Origin of the sequence: Bradyrhizobium sp. 62 (genome assembly GCF_023073035.1) — a bacterium.
GTDB lineage: Bacteria > Pseudomonadota > Alphaproteobacteria > Rhizobiales > Xanthobacteraceae > Bradyrhizobium.
In genome coordinates this window covers 209,263-226,256 of the sequence record NZ_JADPIT010000015.1, presented here as the reverse complement: position 1 = coordinate 226,256, position 16,994 = coordinate 209,263, and the positions used below count along the sequence as shown (strand labels likewise).

16 protein-coding genes are annotated in these 16,994 nt (G+C 64.3%); 9 read left to right on the top strand and 7 right to left on the bottom strand.

The window, feature by feature from the left end:
- The first annotated feature begins 22 nt into the window (after window positions 1–22).
- On the top strand, window positions 23–1,303 hold the full coding sequence (gene alr / locus IVB47_RS11440) for an alanine racemase (protein ID WP_247463132.1): 1,281 nt from the start codon (window positions 23–25) through the stop codon (window positions 1,301–1,303).
- Between the two features lie 12 nt (window positions 1,304–1,315).
- Here the strand turns inward: alr and IVB47_RS11435 are convergent, their stop codons facing one another.
- Entirely contained in the window at window positions 1,316–1,534 is a 219-nt protein-coding gene (locus IVB47_RS11435) for a hypothetical protein (protein WP_027517508.1), read from the bottom strand.
- A 40-nt stretch (window positions 1,535–1,574) separates the two neighbouring features.
- Here IVB47_RS11435 and IVB47_RS11430 point away from each other — a divergent pair, with 40 nt between their 5' ends.
- Window positions 1,575–2,345 (top strand): exodeoxyribonuclease III, encoded by a 771-nt coding sequence (locus IVB47_RS11430; protein WP_247461657.1) that lies wholly within the window; start codon window positions 1,575–1,577, stop codon window positions 2,343–2,345.
- Window position 2,346: 1 nt separating this feature from the next.
- On the opposite strand, the gene IVB47_RS11425 is transcribed toward IVB47_RS11430, so the two are convergent.
- The 4 genes from IVB47_RS11425 to IVB47_RS11410 all read right to left on the bottom strand — a co-directional run bounded on the left by IVB47_RS11425 (window position 2,347) and on the right by IVB47_RS11410 (window position 5,664).
- A complete protein-coding gene (locus IVB47_RS11425; RefSeq protein ID WP_247461655.1) occupies window positions 2,347–3,162 on the bottom strand; it encodes a hypothetical protein in 816 nt (271 codons plus the stop codon).
- Window positions 3,163–3,259: 97 nt separating this feature from the next.
- Window positions 3,260–3,628, bottom strand: coding sequence for a GFA family protein (locus tag IVB47_RS11420; protein ID WP_247461654.1), 369 nt, complete (start codon window positions 3,626–3,628; stop codon window positions 3,260–3,262).
- A gap of 307 nt (window positions 3,629–3,935) precedes the next feature.
- A complete protein-coding gene (locus tag IVB47_RS11415; RefSeq protein ID WP_247461652.1) occupies window positions 3,936–4,631 on the bottom strand; it encodes an alpha/beta hydrolase in 696 nt (231 codons plus the stop codon).
- A gap of 160 nt (window positions 4,632–4,791) precedes the next feature.
- Window positions 4,792–5,664, bottom strand: a complete 873-nt coding sequence (locus IVB47_RS11410; protein WP_247461649.1) for a L,D-transpeptidase — start codon at window positions 5,662–5,664, stop codon at window positions 4,792–4,794.
- A gap of 188 nt (window positions 5,665–5,852) precedes the next feature.
- Between IVB47_RS11410 and IVB47_RS11405 the strand changes: the two genes are divergently transcribed.
- On the top strand, window positions 5,853–6,578 hold the full coding sequence (locus tag IVB47_RS11405; protein WP_247286436.1) for a sulfite exporter TauE/SafE family protein: 726 nt from the start codon (window positions 5,853–5,855) through the stop codon (window positions 6,576–6,578).
- Between the two features lie 11 nt (window positions 6,579–6,589).
- Here IVB47_RS11405 and IVB47_RS11400 read toward each other — a convergent pair whose 3' ends face one another.
- A complete protein-coding gene (locus IVB47_RS11400; RefSeq protein ID WP_247461647.1) occupies window positions 6,590–8,659 on the bottom strand; it encodes an EAL domain-containing protein in 2,070 nt (689 codons plus the stop codon).
- Window positions 8,659–9,816: an ABC transporter substrate-binding protein gene (locus tag IVB47_RS11395; RefSeq protein WP_247461645.1), complete on the bottom strand. Its 1,158-nt coding sequence runs from the start codon at window positions 9,814–9,816 to the stop codon at window positions 8,659–8,661. The genes IVB47_RS11400 and IVB47_RS11395 overlap by 1 nt, the downstream gene beginning before the upstream one ends.
- A 217-nt stretch (window positions 9,817–10,033) precedes the next feature.
- Between IVB47_RS11395 and radA the strand changes: the two genes are divergently transcribed.
- From radA to IVB47_RS11365, 6 genes are all read left to right on the top strand, one after another.
- Entirely contained in the window at window positions 10,034–11,479 is a 1,446-nt protein-coding gene (gene radA, locus IVB47_RS11390; protein WP_007592053.1) for a DNA repair protein RadA, read from the top strand.
- Window positions 11,480–11,645: 166 nt separating this feature from the next.
- Window positions 11,646–12,275, top strand: coding sequence for a CvpA family protein (locus tag IVB47_RS11385; protein ID WP_247461643.1), 630 nt, complete (start codon window positions 11,646–11,648; stop codon window positions 12,273–12,275).
- Window positions 12,276–12,302: 27 nt separating this feature from the next.
- On the top strand, window positions 12,303–13,808 hold the full coding sequence (gene purF / locus IVB47_RS11380) for an amidophosphoribosyltransferase (protein WP_007609288.1): 1,506 nt from the start codon (window positions 12,303–12,305) through the stop codon (window positions 13,806–13,808).
- 214 nt (window positions 13,809–14,022) lie between these two features.
- Entirely contained in the window at window positions 14,023–14,763 is a 741-nt protein-coding gene (locus IVB47_RS11375; protein WP_247461641.1) for an SDR family NAD(P)-dependent oxidoreductase, read from the top strand.
- Window positions 14,764–14,841: 78 nt separating this feature from the next.
- Window positions 14,842–15,990 (top strand): hypothetical protein, encoded by a 1,149-nt coding sequence (locus IVB47_RS11370; RefSeq protein ID WP_247461639.1) that lies wholly within the window; start codon window positions 14,842–14,844, stop codon window positions 15,988–15,990.
- Between the two features lie 169 nt (window positions 15,991–16,159).
- Window positions 16,160–16,994 (top strand): ABC transporter substrate-binding protein (locus tag IVB47_RS11365; RefSeq protein WP_247461638.1); only part of this gene is annotated, 835 nt, incomplete at its 3' end.

The following is a 16,994-nucleotide window of genomic DNA, read 5'->3' as shown; positions in this document are numbered from 1 at the left end:
TGCGTAAAACGGCGCCATGACAATGGCGTCCGACCCGAAAATCATCCCGCAATCCGGCCTTCTCTCCGCGGAGGCCAATCAGGCTGCCGCGCTCGCGACCTTCGGCGGCGTGCTCACCGTCGATCTCGACGCCATCATCGCCAATTGGCGCAAGCTCGAGAAGACCGCGGTGCCGGCCGAATGCTCGGCGGTGATCAAGGCCGACGCCTATGGCTGCGGCGCCGAGCAGGTCGCGCGTGCCCTGAACAAGGCCGGCTGCAAGACCTTCTTCGTCGCTACCATCGAGGAAGCGCGCAAGGTGCGCGCGGCGGTGCCGGAGCCTGCTATCTACGTGCTCGGCGGCTATTTCCAGAACACCGGCGAGCACTACGCCCAGATCAACTGCCGCCCCGTGATCGGCGATCTCAACGAGCTCGCCGAATGGGACGTGTTCTGCCGCCGAACCGGCTGGACCGGTGGCGCCGCCATCCACATCGACACCGGCATGAACCGGCTCGGCCTGACGCTCGCGGAAGCACAGGCCATCATCCCCCGCATCAACGCCGGCGATCACGGCATCACGCTGGTGATGAGCCATCTGGTTTCGGCCGAGCAGCTCAACAGCCCGGTGAACGCCAAGCAACTCGCGGCCTTCCGCGGCATCGCCAGCGAATTCTCCGGCGTGCCGGCGGCGCTCGCCAATTCGTCCGGCGTCTTCCTCGGCGCGCCCTTCCAGTTCGACATGGTGCGGCCGGGCGCCGCGCTCTACGGCGTCAACCCGACGCCGGAGGCCGACAATCCGATGCAGCCGGTGGTCGATCTCAAGGCCCGCATCGTGCAGATCCGCAATATCGAGCGCGGCGAGAGCGTCGGCTATGGCGGCACCTGGACCGCACGGCGGCCGACGAAACTCGCGATCATCGCGGTCGGCTATGCCGACGGCTATTTCCGCGCCGCAAGCTCCAACGACGGCACCCGCGGCGCCGAGGTCATCGTCGCCGGCAAGCGCTGTCCGGTCGCCGGCCGCGTCTCGATGGATCTGATCGCGATCGACATCACCGATCTGCCGCCGAACGCGGCGCGGCGCGGCCACATGGTGACGCTGCTCGGCGAGGGCATTACCGTCGACGAGCTCGCGCATCATTTCGGAACGATCGGCTACGAGGTGCTGACCAGCCTCGGCCGCCGCTACGCCCGCATCTACAAGGGCGGGAATGTGGTGGAGCCGCTGGCCAGGCCGGCGCCCGCACAGGCGGTCGAGCAGCAGACGGCCGCTCCGCCGCCGGTCGAGCAGCCCGCTAGCCCGCCGCCGCTGCCGGGCTGAGCAGCGCGCCGCTTACTTCTTTTTCCTGCTGTCCAGCGCCGTCTTGCAGGTTGCGCTGAGCTTGTCGCGTTTGGCGTTGAGGCAGGCGACGATGCCGCCGCCCGGCGCAATGCCGGCGCAGAATTTGTCATAGTCCGCCTTGCACGCGCCGCGCGGATCGGATGATTGTGCCGAGACGCCCCCGGAGAACGCAACGGCGACGGCGATAACGGCAAAGCTCAACTTGGACATTGTTTCTCCGGTAACGGAAGGCAGGAGCCGGTAGCTCTACATGAAGATCGCGACCTTCAACATCAACAACATCAATCGCCGCCTGCCCAATCTGTTGGCATGGATGCGAACGGCGAAGCCCGACGTCGTCGCACTTCAGGAGTTGAAGGCAAGTGATGGCGAATTTCCGGCGGCCGCGATCGAAAAGGCCGGTTACGGCGCAGTGTGGTGTGGACAGAAGACCTGGAACGGCGTCGCCATCCTGGCCCGCAATGCCGAGCCCGTTCTCACCCGCGATCGCTTGCCGGGAAAGCCCGGCGATCACGAAGCCCGCTACATCGAGGCCGCGGTACGCGGTGTCATCGTCACCAGCATCTACCTGCCGAACGGCAATCCGCAGCCGGGACCGAAATTCGACTACAAGCTCGACTGGTTCGCGCGGCTCAAGCGCCATGCCAGAACGTTGATCAAGCAGGATCTGCCCGTGGTGCTCGCCGGCGACTACAACGTTGCGCCTGATGAGATCGACATCTATCCGACGCGCTCGTGGGACAAGGATGCCTTGATCCAGCCGAAGAGCCGTGCGGCTTTTGCGTCGCTGGTGGCGCAAGGCTGGTGTGACGCGATCCGCGAACTGCACCCGGAAAAGCGCATCTACACCTTTTGGGATTACAAGCGAAACCGCTGGCCGCGCGATGCGGGCCTGCGGCTCGACCATCTCCTGCTCAGCCCTGCCCTCGCCTCACGCCTGGCAAAAGCCGGCGTGGACAAGAAGGTTCGCGGCGAGGAAGGCGCGAGCGATCACGCACCGGCCTGGGTCGTGCTGCGCTAGGTCAGCGCCCGTAATATTCCTGCACCGTGTCCCACGCTGCTTTTTGCAGCAGCTCCACCGTCGGTGCGTCCAGTCCCATCGTGTAGGAATTGCCGACCGGCGAGCGGCCCGTCAGCGCGGCGAACGTCACGCAGGTCGCCAGATACGTGCCTGCGGGGCTCGGGTGCCGCTTGTCCGGCGCATACAGATTGAGCTCGGGCTGCAGCTTGCGCACGCGCGCGAAGGCAAGACCTGCGGGGATCACCAGCGCATCATTGGCGTTGCCTGCGATCGTGTAGGCTTCGGCCAACGCTTCCGTCATCTCAGGCTTGTCGGCGTAGGCCCAGGACATGAACAGGACCGGCCGCATGCCGTGGGCGCGGACGATCTCGCTGTCCTTCTTCGCGAAGGTCGCGAACGCGTCCTTCAATTGCGGATGGATCGGGCACTGGCTGCAATCCATCATCACGACGCCGTCGTACTGCCTGCCCGGCTTGTTGAAGACGACGTTGTTCTGCTCGTCGAACGAATAGGCGCCAAGGCCGCCCGACCGCAGCAGATTGTCCATGTCGTGCCAATCGAGGCCGGAGCCGCCGATCGTTGCCATGGTGTTGCGATAGGCCGCCTTGTTTTCGGGATACGCAGCCCGCTCCATGAAGGAGAGATGCCCGGGCATGCCGTTGTTGTAGTAGAAGAAGCTGTTGCCGACGAACAGCGCGGCCTTGGGGAAATCCGGTCCTGATGTCGTGACCTTGGGTTTGGTCTGCGCCTGCGCATTGAAGCCGGCTACAACGGCCAGACACATCGCGAGCATCACTCGCGCGAAAAGACGCATCATTGGCTTCCTCCCCTTTTCTGTCGGGCGGAAACAGATCAGCTTTTCAAGAGTGCCTCAAGAGCACGGACGAGCAGCAGACATGCGTGAGAGGGCATGCTCACCACAGATTCTTGCCGTCGATCATGGTCACCGGCACGGCCTCGAGATCGAACTCGTCGAACAGGCGCGCGTTGACGCCGACCTTGGGATTGTCGAAATCGGGCTTGCCGGTCGACCAGTCGGGCGACTCCGAATAGGTACCGCAGCCGCAGCTTGCGCAGAAATGGTGTTTGACCGTGCGGCTGCCCCAGAGATAGGTCGCGACGTTCTCCGCGGACGACAGCAGCCGAAACTGCGCCGGCGTGTAATAGGCCCACAACGCGCCGCGCTTGGCGCAGAGCGAGCAGGTGCAGCGGGTCACGCTCGAGGGCGCCTCCGCCACCTCGAACACCGTCTCACCGCAATGACAGCTTGCCTCGATCGGCATGACCCACTCTCCGTTTTGTCAGGAGATGGTCGTAGCCGGACCCTGCTGCCAACATGCTGTCAGCAGCGCGCAGCTGGCCTTGCCCCATGTGCCGCGAGCACCGACTTGCCGCGCCAACTCAACAAAAACATGAAAAACAACCCCATGCACAGTAGCCGACCGCTGGCAAATCAATGGGTTACGCATGCTCCGAAACGGGCAAAACACCCGCGGCATGTCTCCGGAAGCAGTCGTCGCCCACCAGACAGTGAACAGGAGAGATCGCCCGCGAACGACCTCTCCTTCGCCTTCAGCGCAATGACTGCGATCAGCCTTTTTGAACGGCCGCCGCGGCCTTGCGTATGACGTCGATCACCACGCCAGGCTGGGACAGCATTGGCACGTGGCTGCTCGCGACCTCGGTAATCGTCGCTCCCATGCGCTTCGAGACCCAACGTTGCAGATCGGGATGCACAGTGTGGTCTTTCGTGGCCAGGACGTACCAGCTTGGCTTCGATCTCCACGCGACCTTGTCCGCGCTGAGCTTTTGCTGCTGGAACAGATCGTAGACGGGCGCATAGTGGGTGGCCCAAACCAGCTTCTGGTCTGCCTCGGAGAGGTCACCTGCGAAGAACTCGGTGCCGCTCGGAAGCATCCAGGCACGCCCATCCGCCACCTCGACGCGAGAGAAAATGTCCGACGGATATTTGTCGAGCTGATCCTGTACGGTTTCGCCGGCATCCGGAGCCACCGCTGCAATGTACACCAGCCCAACCACGCGCTCATCCGTGCCTGCGCCTGTAATCGTTGCCCCGCCGTAAGAATGACCGACGAGGAGGACCGGGCTGCCGACACGATTGAGCGTGCGCTTAACCGTCGCCAGATCCTCCTCGTAAGAGTCCAAACCATATTGAACGGCAATCACCTCGTGCCCATCGGCCTGCAATGCAGGGATGACCTTACTGAAGCACGAGCCATCGGCCCAAATGCCGTGGCAGAAAACGATCGTTGGTTTGCCGTTCATGGGAACTTGCCTTCCTGATCACAATTGAAGAGCGACAGGATAGCGAGGCGGTAAGGCGCGTCTTCCGAAATGGCACGGGTTTGGTCTTTTGAAAATAGCTCGATTGGGCGACTTGAATTGCCTCCTTGTCCTCCGTTGCAGGATGAGGACGAAGGACGAGTTACTGGGCCTCGGCGATCTTCGGTCCGGATGACGGCATCTGCGCGTGAGTTGCCGAGAACCGGTTCGAAGGCGATGCCGGGTCCGGCAATCGGAAAGCGGCGTCGGCCGGCGCTCCCTGGGGTGGTCGGCGGGCAACGGTTGTCGGAAGCACGATCACTTTCGCGCCGACTTTCACGCGATCATAGAGGTCAACGACGTCCTCATTGGTCAGCCGGATACAGCCCGACGAGACCCGCTTCCCGATCGTATCGGGCTTGTTGGTGCCGTGAATTCGATATTCCGTGTCGCCCAGATACATCGCCCGAGCGCCAAGCGGGTTGCCGGGACCGCCTGCCATGAACCGCGGCAGATAGGGCTGACGCGAGACCATCTCCGCGGGCGGATGCCAATCCGGCCATTCCGCCTTGCGAGCCACAGTCTGCTCACCCGACCATGTGAAACCTTCGCGGCCAACACCGATGCCGTAGCGCAGTGCCTGCGCGTCGTTCAGGACGAGATAGAGGAAGGTGTTCTTGGTGTCGATGATCACGGTGCCCGGCGTCTGGCGGCTGGCGTAGTCGACCACCTGCCGAACCAATGCTCCGGGAACGTCGGCCGCTTTGGGCGGTTCGATCAGAGGCGCGGGGGCCGGAAGCGGAGCCGAAGCCGGCGTCGGAGCCGGAGCTGATGCATGAACCGGCGTTGCGACGTAAACCGGAGTTGACGACGCCTGGGCTTCGTGCGCGGGCGGCTTTCGTGCCGGTTGCACGTTCGCCGGCCGGGACAGCAAACCGTACCCCAACGCGCCAACGGCCACAGCGCCAATTGCAACTCTCGCGGCCATCGGGATCGCGAAGGTCTCCGCCTTTCCGCGTTTGGCCCGCTTACCCATACTCTTCCCCCAGATCACTATGCCCAAGAGAGGTACCCAGTAAGATTTAAGAAACTTCGAAGCGATTTCGCTCAGACTGGAACCGTCGGCGATGGTTAACGCCGGGCTTCGGCAAGACAGGGTTCCCTCGCCTCGCAGATCGCCTGCGCCGCTGGCCGCGGCTAAACTCCCGATTCGTGGAGACCGTTTTGGCTTTTCTCTTCGTCCTCATCGTCGGCCTCATCGCAGGCACCATTTCCGGCATCGTCGGCACGGGCTCGTCGATCATGCTGATGCCGGTGCTTGTCTATGCCTATGGGCCAAAGGAGGCGGTGCCGATCATGGCGGTGGCCGCCGTCATGGCCAACTTCTCACGAATCCTGGCCTGGTGGCGTGAGGTCGATTGGCGGGCCTGCGCGGCCTATTCGGTGACAGGCATTCCGGCCGCCGTGCTCGGCGCGCGGACGCTGCTGGCCCTGCCCTCTCACGCCGTCGATCTCGCCATCGGGGTCTTCCTGATCGCGATGGTGCCGGTGCGACACTGGCTGGCGCGGCACGATCTCAAGGCCAATCTCTGGCATCTGGCGATCGGCGGGGCCGTCATCGGTTATCTCACCGGCATCGTCGTCTCCACCGGCCCGCTCAGTGTCCCGCTGTTCCTGTTCTACGGCTTGTCCCGGGGCGCCTTCCTCGCGACCGAAGCGGCTTCTTCGCTCGGGCTCTATGCCGCGAAATCCGTGACCTTCGAACGGTTCGGCGCGCTGACCGGCGACGTGTTCGTCAAAGGCCTGATCGCTGGATCTTCGTTGATGGCGGGCGCCTTCATCGCCAAACGCTTCGTGCTGCGCCTGAAGCCGGAGATGTTCCGCATCGTGATGGACGCGATCATGATCGCCGCCGGCCTCTCCATGCTGTGGAATGCGGCGCAGCCGTAGCCGCGCTGCGCTCAGACCGCAAATTCGGGTGCGATCGACGGGCTATCCTCGATGACGCGGCACTGGTGGGCCGGCCGTCCCTCGAGCCATAGCAACACGGCCTCGAGTGGCTGCGGCCGATGATAGAGAAAGCCCTGCCCGAACCTCACGCCCATCTCGCGCATGGCTTGGGCCTGCTCGGCGCGCTCGATGCCTTCGGCCACCAAAGTGAGGCCCAGCGTGCCGGCGAGCGACGCGATGACGCCAACTATCGCCTTGTCTTCCGCACTATCAGGGATCTCGCTGATGAAGGCCTTGTCGATCTTGACCTTGTCCAGCCGAAACCGCCTGAGATGGGCGAGCGAGCTGTAGCCCGTGCCGAAATCGTCGAGCGCGATGGTGGCACCCAGGCGCCGCAGGCGGTGCAGCGTCTCGGATGCGCTGGCCATGTTGTTGATCAGCGATCCCTCGGTGATCTCGAGCTCCAGCAATGAGGCCGCCACGTCGAAGCGCGCGCAGGTCGCGCGCAGCTCTGCGGCGAACGAATGGTCGGCGAGCTCGGACGGCGGCAGATTGATCGCAATCCGGATATGCGGCCTGCCGGCCGCAGCCAGATGTTGCAGCGCGCGGCAGGCGTCGGTGAGCACATAGCGCGTCAGCCGCGCATTGTTGCCGCTGCGCTCGATCAGCGGCAAGAATTCGCCCGGACCGATCACGCCATGTTCCGGATGGCGCCAGCGGATCAGCGCTTCCAGGCCGACGATGTCGTGGCTTTCGAGATCGACCTGGCTTTGATACCAGACCTCGAATTGCCCTTTGTCGAAGCCTGTGGGAATGGCAAGTTCGAGCTCCCGGCGGCGGCGATAGTCGCGCTGAAGCGCTTCGTCGAGCACCGCGACCGTGCCGGGCGCCTTGCTCTTGGCATGGTAGAGCGCGATGTCGGCGAGCGCCGGCAGGTGCGAAAGCTCGGGATCTCCGGCACGGCGCACGGCAAGGCCGATGCTGGCACGCGGCACGACTTGCTTGTCGTGAAGTCGGATCGGCTCGGAAATCGCATCCAGCAAGTGGCGCGAAAACCTCTGCGCGGTCTCCTCGTTGCTGACCTCGGGTCGAATGACGACGAATTCATCGCCGCCGAGCCGAGCTACCCAATCTTGCGGTTCGACCGCACCACGAAGGCGCTCGGAAATGTGCACCAGGAACTTGTCGCCGGAGTCATGGCCAAAGGTGTCGTTGATGCCCTTGAAGTCGTCGAGATCGATGAAGCAGAGTGCGATCAGCGCGTCCGGTGAGCCGGCATCGTGACTCAGGGTCACGAGGTGCTCTGAGAGCGAACGGCGATTGGGCAGCCCCGTGAGCGGATCGTGCGCGGCCATGTGGCCGAGCCGGTCGAGCGCACCCGACGTCGTGTGCTGCATGGCGTTGAAGGCATGCGCGAGCTGACCGAACTCGTTCGAGGATTTGACCTCCGCCGGATAGGCGCGGCCGTCCTGCTTGCTGCGCTGGATCGCGGACATCATCGCCGCCAGCGGCCTGCCGATGAAGAGGTTGGCGGAGATCCGCATGGCGACCAGGGTCGCAAACGTTGCCAACAGGCCGACGACCAGCAGCAGCACCAGACGGCTGCCCGTGTCCGCGTAGAGCGCCGCATGCGAATATACGATCGCGATGCGGCCGGCCTGGACCGCCATGTTGCCGTTGCTGTAGTTGATCGGACGCGAGATCTCCGCGACCGCCTGTCCCACCGGGCGCGCCACCACGCGGGCAATCGCGATTCCGGTATCGTCGTAAACGGCCGCCGCGGCGATGCTCTCGTCGTGCATGATCTCGTTGAGCACGCTCGTGACCTGATCGTAGCGCATCTTCCAGAGCGGTTCGGCGATCAGCTCGGCACGGCTCTCCGCGAGGCGGGCGATGCGCGCGTCGAGCTGCCTGATCTGCGACCAGAAGCTCGAGGCCTCGACGCCGGCGGAGGCGAGCAATTGAACCAGCAACAGAACAGGTACTGTCGCCCAGATCATCGCGCGGACGACCGAGCGCAAGCGCGGCGGCGGCGCCTGCTGCTTGCGATCCGGATCGGTCATGTCGTCGCCGTTTCGCATCAGTCGGCAGCGCCTTCCACAGGGGTCAGCGACGAGATCAGCGCATCGACGGAGAAGTCGTACTGGCCGCAACGCCCTGCCTTGGCCCTGAAACGCGCGAAATCGATCCGGTCGAAGGCGCGCGTGGTGATGAGGTCGTCGACCGCAGCGAGGTTGTTACGCGTGATCGCGGACGTCTTGACCTCGACACGGGGTGATACGTCCGCAAAATCGCAGCCGTCGGCGTAGTCGCGCAACAGAACGATCGACCAGCCGCCGAGCAGGAAATGCCCGCCGTCGGTCAGAAGCAAGCGGCCCGCCTTGATCTCGCGCAGCGCATCCTCCGACCAGTTGAGGCCGACCAATTGGATGTTCCGCCCGGGCGTGAGGCCGCCAGCGATCACCGCGCGAAGCGCTCCCAGCGCCATCGGATCGTTTCCGGCCCATATGCCTGCGGGCCGGATGTCCTTGCGCGCGGCCCAGCTCAGATAATTCGTGGTGACATGCTCGGCCTCCGACCGCGTCCAGTTGGCGAACAGCATCCGATCCACCACGACGTCCGGCGCGGCGTCCACCGCGAGCTTGAGGCCCGCGTTGCGGGCGATCGAGGCCGGCGTGATCTCGTCGCCGCCGATGCCGAGAATGTGGATCTTGCCGTCCGGGCTCTGCCATTTCTCGGCACGCGCCGCGTCGATCAGGGCATTGGCCATCCGCGCGCCCGCGGTCTGAAGATCCGTCGTGATGTCGCCGAGCCAGGACTTGAGCTTTTGACGCGGCGGTCCAAGACGCGCCGCATCGTCACCGATCAGCGTGTTCGAGAGCAGCAGCGTCCTGATCCCAGCGGCCTCGGCTGCCTCCATGATCGGAACGGCGGCCGATTCCTCGTTCGAGAGAATGAGAAAGTCGGGCTTGTCGCTGCGTGCCACCACGCCGAACCCGAGCTCCTGCATGGTGCGGTAATTGCGCTCGCTGGTCAGCACCTCGACATGCGCGCCGAGCTTGCGGCCGGCGGACTGCATGGTCAGCGAAACCATGTCCCAATAGACCTCGCCGGTCTTGCCCGGGTTGACGAAGACGACGTTGAGACGCTTCGCATCGGCCGCAACAGCGCCGCCAGACGGCATCAGAACGCCGCAGGTGATGCCGAAAGCCAGCAATATCCGCAAAAGTCCGGTCATTCTTTTCGCCATCCCGTATTGGTTCCGAAACTGGACCCGCGTCCGCTAACATTTGGCAAAGTCCGGCCTGTTGCGGCGGCATAGAGCTAACAAAGGGTGTATCAGGCCTGCCGAACTGCGATATGCGGTCCGCTCGGACTCACGCTCTCGACCCGTCATTCCGTGCTATCAGCAAACCTGAAACCCCCGACTCGCTGTCCCCGGACTCGCTGTCCCCATGGCCAAGAACACGCTTTCCTTCGTCTGCCAGAACTGCGGCGCGGCCTATAACCGCTGGCAGGGCAAGTGCGAGTCCTGCGGCGAGTGGAATACGCTCGCGGAGGAGGACACGACCGGCAGCGTGCCGGTGTCGATCCGCTCCAAACGCAAGGGGCGGACGTTCGCGCTGGAGAGCCTGTCCGGAAAAACCCAGGACGCCCCGCGTCTATCCTCGGGCATGACGGAGCTCGATCGCGTCACCGGCGGCGGCTTCGTGCGCGGCTCGGTGCTTCTGGTCGGCGGCGATCCCGGCATCGGCAAGTCGACGCTGCTGACGCAGGCCACAAGCCTGCTCGCGCGCGCCGGTCACCGCGTCGTCTACATCTCCGGCGAAGAGGCGGTCGCACAGGTGCGGTTGCGCGCGGAGCGGCTCGGGCTGTCGGATGCGCCGGTGCAGCTCGCCGCCGAGACGTCGGTCGAAGACATCGTGTCGACGCTGTCCGAGGGCGCGGTGCCCCGGCTGATCGTGATCGATTCGATCCAGACGATGTGGACCGACACGGTGGAATCGGCGCCTGGCACGGTCACCCAGGTGCGCGCCTCGGCACAGGCCCTGATTCGTTTTGCCAAAAGGACCGGCGCGGCCATCATCCTGGTCGGCCATGTCACCAAGGACGGACAGATCGCAGGCCCTCGCGTGGTCGAGCACATGGTCGATGCGGTGCTGTCGTTCGAGGGCGAAGGCTCGCAGCAATTCCGCATCCTGCGTGCCGTGAAGAATCGTTTCGGGCCGACCGACGAGATCGGCGTGTTCGAGATGACCGGGCTTGGCCTGCGCGAAGTCACCAACCCCTCCGAGCTGTTTCTGTCGGAGCGCGATCTCGGCACGCCCGGCACCGCAGTCTTCGCGGGCATCGAGGGCACAAGGCCCGTTCTGGTCGAATTGCAGGCGCTGGTGGCGCCGACCTCGCTCGGCACCCCGCGACGGGCCGTGGTCGGCTGGGATCCGAGCCGGCTGTCGATGGTGCTGGCCGTGCTGGAAGCCCATTGCGGGGTCAAGCTGTCCGGCCACGACGTCTATCTGAACGTCGCGGGCGGCCTGCGCATCCACGAGCCCGCGGCTGATCTGGCCGCCGCGGCTGCGTTGGTGTCCTCGCTGGTTAATGCGCAGTTACCCACCGATGCGGTCTATTTCGGTGAGATCTCGCTCTCCGGCGTGGTGCGCCCGGTGGCGCAGACCCCGGCCCGGCTGAAAGAAGCGGCAAAACTCGGCTTTCAGCGCGCCGTGCTGCCCGAATCGGCCCGGGGCGAAGCCGCCGGCGATGCCGGCCTGTCGCTGAACGCGATCAACAGCCTGACCACGCTGGTCGCCGAGATCGCCGCCCGCGGCTCCCGGCGGGGCGACTCGAGCGCACCGGCAGAGAAAAATGCCACACCGGCAAGATTCCGCCGTGGAGAGGGTTAGCCGGTGGTGACGTCCCCCGCCCTCGCCGCTATACAGCCGTCACAAAAGCAGCATGGGATTGCGTGGTTGCGGCCTTGCCGGGAACGTCGTCTGGCCCTCACTTAGGGGCGGCGGCCAAACACCGATTCGCTGAGCACCTTGAAGTACGAGCGGACCAGACCAGCCGATGCCAGTAACCATCCTCGACCTGATCCTGCTCGGTGTGATGCTGATTTCGGGCCTGCTCGCCATGGTTCGCGGCTTCATGCGCGAAATCCTGTCGATCGCGGCCTGGGGCACGGCGGCGATCGTCACTCTTTATTCGTTCTCGAAGCTGCTGCCGACCGCAAAGACCTATTTCAACAACGATACCGTCGCGAGCGTGGTCGTGGTCGCCGGCGTGTTCGTAGGCACCCTGGTCGTGGTCTCCGTGATCACGGTCAGGATCTCCGACATGATCCTGGATTCGCGCATCGGCGCGCTGGACCGCACCCTCGGCTTTCTGTTCGGGATGGCGCGCGGGCTTTTGATCGTCGTGGTCGCCTTCCTGTTCTTCACCTGGCTGGTGCCGGACAAGCAGCGCCCGGATTGGGTCACAGGGGCCAAATCCCGCGTGGTGCTGCAGGGAACCGGCGATTGGCTGATGGCCCTCTTGCCTGACGACCCCGAGAACACCATCTTGAAGAGATTCAAGAAAAGCAAACCAGATGAAGAGCAAACTGATTCCGAGCAGCAGCCTTCGGGCAGTGGCGACGGATACAGCAAACCGGCTCGTGACAGCCTTAAAAAGCTGATCGAGAAACCCGCGGCGCGTTGATAAGCCCTAACGAGAGGCTCGGACGAGATGCGAAATCCTGACCAGGACGCCCTACTTGATCTCGGCCCGGCCGCGCTGGAACTTCAAGACGATCTGGAGGGGGATACGCTGCGCGAGGAATGCGGCGTCTTCGGCATCTACGGCCACCCAGATGCCGCGGCCATCACGGCGCTCGGCCTCCACGCCCTTCAGCACCGCGGCCAGGAAGCCGCCGGCATCGTCTCCTATGACGGCGGCCGCTTTCATTCGGAACGCCGCCTCGGCCTCGTCGGTGACACCTTCTCCCGCCGTGAGGTGATCGACCGCCTGCCCGGCACGATGGCAGTCGGCCATGTCCGCTATTCCACCACCGGCGCGACCATCCTGCGCAACGTGCAGCCGCTGTTCGCCGAACTGAATGCCGGCGGCCTTGCGGTTGCCCACAACGGCAATCTCACCAACGGCCTGACGCTGCGCCGCGAGCTCGTGAAGAACGGCGCGATGATGCAGTCGACCACCGACACCGAGGTGATCCTGCATTTGGTCGCGCGCTCCAGGCGCAGCCGTTTCATCGAGCGCTATATCGATGCGTTGCGCGAGATCGAGGGCGCCTATGCGCTGGTCTCGCTGACCAACAAGAAGCTGGTCGGCGCGCGCGATCCGCGCGGCATCCGTCCGCTGGTGCTCGGCGAGCTCGACGGTTGCCCGATCCTGACCTCCGAGACCTGCGCCCTCGACATCATCGGCGCGCGCTTCGTCCGCGACATCGAGCCCGGCGAGGTCATCGTGTTCGACGAGAACGGGCAGGACATCCACAAGCCATTCCCGCCGATCGCGCCGCGTCCCTGCATCTTCGAATACATCTACTTCTCCCGTCCGGATTCCATCGTTCACGGCCGCTCGGTCTACGAGGTCCGCAAGGCCTTCGGTGCGCAGCTTGCGCGCGAGAGCCACGTGCCGGTCGATGTGGTGGTGCCGGTGCCGGATTCCGGCGTGCCCGCCGCGGTCGGCTACAGCCAGCATTCCGGCATCCCGTTCGAACTCGGCATCATCCGCAACCACTATGTCGGCCGCACCTTCATCCAGCCGACGCAGGCGATCCGCGAATCCGGCGTACGCATGAAGCATTCGGCCAACCGCGCCGCGATCGAAGGCAAACGCATCATCCTGATCGACGATTCACTGGTACGCGGCACCACCTCGAAGAAGATCGTGCGCATGATGCGCGATGCCGGCGCCAAGGAAGTGCACTTCCGCCTCGCCTCGCCGCCGATCCTCTATCCCGACTATTACGGAATCGACCTGCCGGACCGTGGTGGTCTTCTTGCGGCGACACATTCGCTGGAAGAGATGCGCGAGATCATCGGCGCCGACTCGCTCGCCTTCCTGTCGATCGACGGCATGTACCGCGCCATGGGCGAGCCCGGCCGCGACCCCGCCAATCCGAAATTCTCGGATCATTGCTTCACCGGGGCCTATCCGACCCACCTCACCGACCAGACCCAGACCGAGCAGCAGCCGCGGCAATTGTCGTTGCTGGCGGAGGCGAGCTGACGAAGGCATGCCATGACCCGGTCGGTAATTGCGATTATCGGCGGTTCATTGCTCATGGGGTTTATCTTCTTTGCCTTTCGACAAGGCACGAAGGTCACTCCCGATGACCGCGAAGACCGTGGACCCTCGGTTGGGACCGGCAATGACGACTAGGTCTGGCTTGTTTTTGTATGGCCGGACTTGTCCCGGCCATCCACGCCTGTAAAACCCCGCCATGACAAATCCCTTCGCCAACCGCATCGCTCTCGTCACCGGCGCCTCGCGCGGCATCGGCTTCGCCACGGCAAAAGCGCTGGCCAAGGCCGGCGCGCATATCGTCGCCGTGGCGCGCACGCAGGGCGGGCTGGAAGAGCTCGACGACGAGATCCGCAAGGACGGCGGCAGCGCCACGCTGGTGCCGCTCAACCTCACCGATTCCGACGGCATCGCGCGCCTTGGTGCCGGCCTGCATGAGCGCTACGGTAAGCTCGACATCCTCGTCTGCAATGCCGGCGTGCTTGGGCCCTCCTCACCGATCGGCCATATCGAGCTGAAGGCCTTCACCGACGTGATGGCGGTCAACGTCTCCGCGAACTTCCAGCTGATCCGCTGCATGGAGCCGCTGCTCAAGCAATCCGACGCCGGCCGCGCGGTGTTCATCACTTCCGGCGCCGCCAACAAGGCGACCGCTTATGTCAGCCCCTACGCCGCCTCCAAGGCGGCGCTGGAAACGCTGGCGCGCGCCTGGGCGCAGGAGACCGCGAACACCAAGCTGCGCGTCAATCTGTTCAATCCGGGCCCCGTCCGCACTCGGATGCGCGCCACGCTGATGCCGGGCGAAGACCCGGCGACGCTCGATACGGCCGAGCAGGTCGCCGAATTCATCGTGCCGATGTGCGCGCCTGATTGGACCGAGACCGGCAAGTTCTACGACTACAAGACCCGCAGCCTGATGAGCTTCCGCTCTCCGGCCTGATTGACTTGACGGCCTCCCCGCGATTGACTGCCCGCGCTCAAGCGGCAGCAAGCTGCAGGCCAAAAAAGGGAGGTTGCCATGGCACCATGGCGGAATCGCGCAGGCTCTACGCGTGCGCCCGCAAATGTCTCTCGCGTCCTCTCCGTCCTGATCGCCGCCGTGGCGTTCGCGCTTCCGGGCGCGGCGACCGCCGGCGATGTCCCGACCTTCGCGGTCGATGCGTCCTGGCCAAAGCCGTTGCCGAACAACTGGATCCTCGGCCAGGTCGGCGGCATCACCGTCGACTGGCAAGGCCACATCTGGGTGATCCATCGACCGCGCTCGCTCACCGACGACGAGAAAGGCGCAAGCCTCACCCCGCCGCGCTCGAAATGCTGCGTCTCGGCGCCGCCCGTGCTCGAATTCGACAGCGACGGCAATCTGCTACGATCGTGGGGCGGCGCGGGCGAAGGCTATGAATGGGTCGGCCGCGAGCACGGCATCGAGGTCGACGAGCGCGGCTTCGTCTGGGTCGGCGGCAATGCCGACAACGACAACGCCATCCTGAAATTCACGCTCGACGGCAAGTTCGTCGCCCAGATCGGCAAGATCGCGCCGAGCCTCGGCAGCAACGACACGACGCAGCTCGGCAAGCCCGCCGAGACCGCGATCGACAAGGCCGCCAATGAAATCTACGTTGCCGATGGCTACGGCAATCGCCGCGTCATCGTGTTCGACGCAACCACCCTCGCCTACAAGCGGCACTGGGGCGCCTACGGCAACAAGCCCGATGACACCAAGCAGGCGGCGTACGATCCCAAGGCGCCGGTGTCCCAGCAGTTCGGCAATCCCGTCCATTGCGTAAAACTCGCCAATGACGGTCTCGTCTACGTCTGCGACCGCATCAACAACCGCATCCAGGTGTTCAAGAAGGACGGCACCTTCGTGAAGGAGTTCTTCTTCGAGAAGAACACGCTCGGCAACGGCGCGGTGTGGGACGTCGCGATCTGGCCCGATCCGAAGCAGACCTGGCTGCTCAGCGCCGACGGCGAGAACAACGAGATCAGGGTGATCAGGCGCGAGGACGGCAGCGTGGTCGGCAGCTTCGGCCACAACGGCCGCAATGCCGGGCAATTCCACTGGGTGCATGCCATGGCGATCGACGCCAAGGGTAACGTCTATACCGCCGAGGTCGACACCGGAAAGCGCGTCCAGAAATTCAAGCTGACATCGGACGCGCTGAAATAGCGTCTCGACGCATTTTGCCCAAAAGTTAACGGAGGGATGACGCTGCGACGCAGCGTCATCCGGCTTTAGGCGCATTGCCGCCGGCCGTGGGACACGGTAGAGCCATCAGCCGGAACAAGGCTCCGTTCAAGAGAGCCGTCCGCATGTTTGACAATGGAGGAAATCTTTTATGACGACGACGTTCGCGCGCCGCTCTGCGGCCCTTCTGGCCTGTGCCGCCTTCGGTTTTGCCACATCCGCCTTCGCCCAGGACAAGACCGTCAAGATCGGCGTGCTCAACGACATGTCCAGCCTCTATGCCGACATCGGCGGCCCGAACTCCGTGGTCGCGATCAAGATGGCGGTCGAGGATTCCGGCCTGCTCAAGAAGGGCTGGAAAATCGACGTCATCAGCGGCGACCATCAGAACAAGCCGGACGTCGGCGTCAACATTGCCCGGCAGTGGATCGACAACGACAAGATCGACGCGATTGCAGACACGCCGAATTCCGGTGTCGCCCTGGCGGTCAGCAATCTGGTCAAGGAAAAGAATGCGGTGCTGCTCAATTCCGGCGCGGCCTCGGCCGACCTGACCGGCAAGGCCTGCACGCCGAACACGGTCTCGTATACCTACGACACCTACATGTTGGCCAACGGCACCGGCAAGGCGCTGACCAAGGCCGGCGGCGACAGCTGGTTCTTCCTGACCGCAGATTATGCCTTCGGCCATGCGCTCGAACGCGACACCACCGCTGTCGTGACCGCGAACGGCGGCAAGGTGCTCGGCAGCGTCAAGCATCCGATCAATACCGCGGACTTCTCGTCCTTCCTGCTGCAGGCGCAATCGTCCAAGGCCAAGGTCGTGGGCCTAGCCAATGCCGGCGGCGACACCACGAACTCGATCAAGCAGGCCGCGGAGTTCGGCATTGTGCAGGGCGGGCAGAAGCTCGCGGCGCTGCTGCTGTTCATCAACGACGTGCATTCGCTGGGTCTGAAGACCGCACAGGGCCTGACCTTCACCGAAT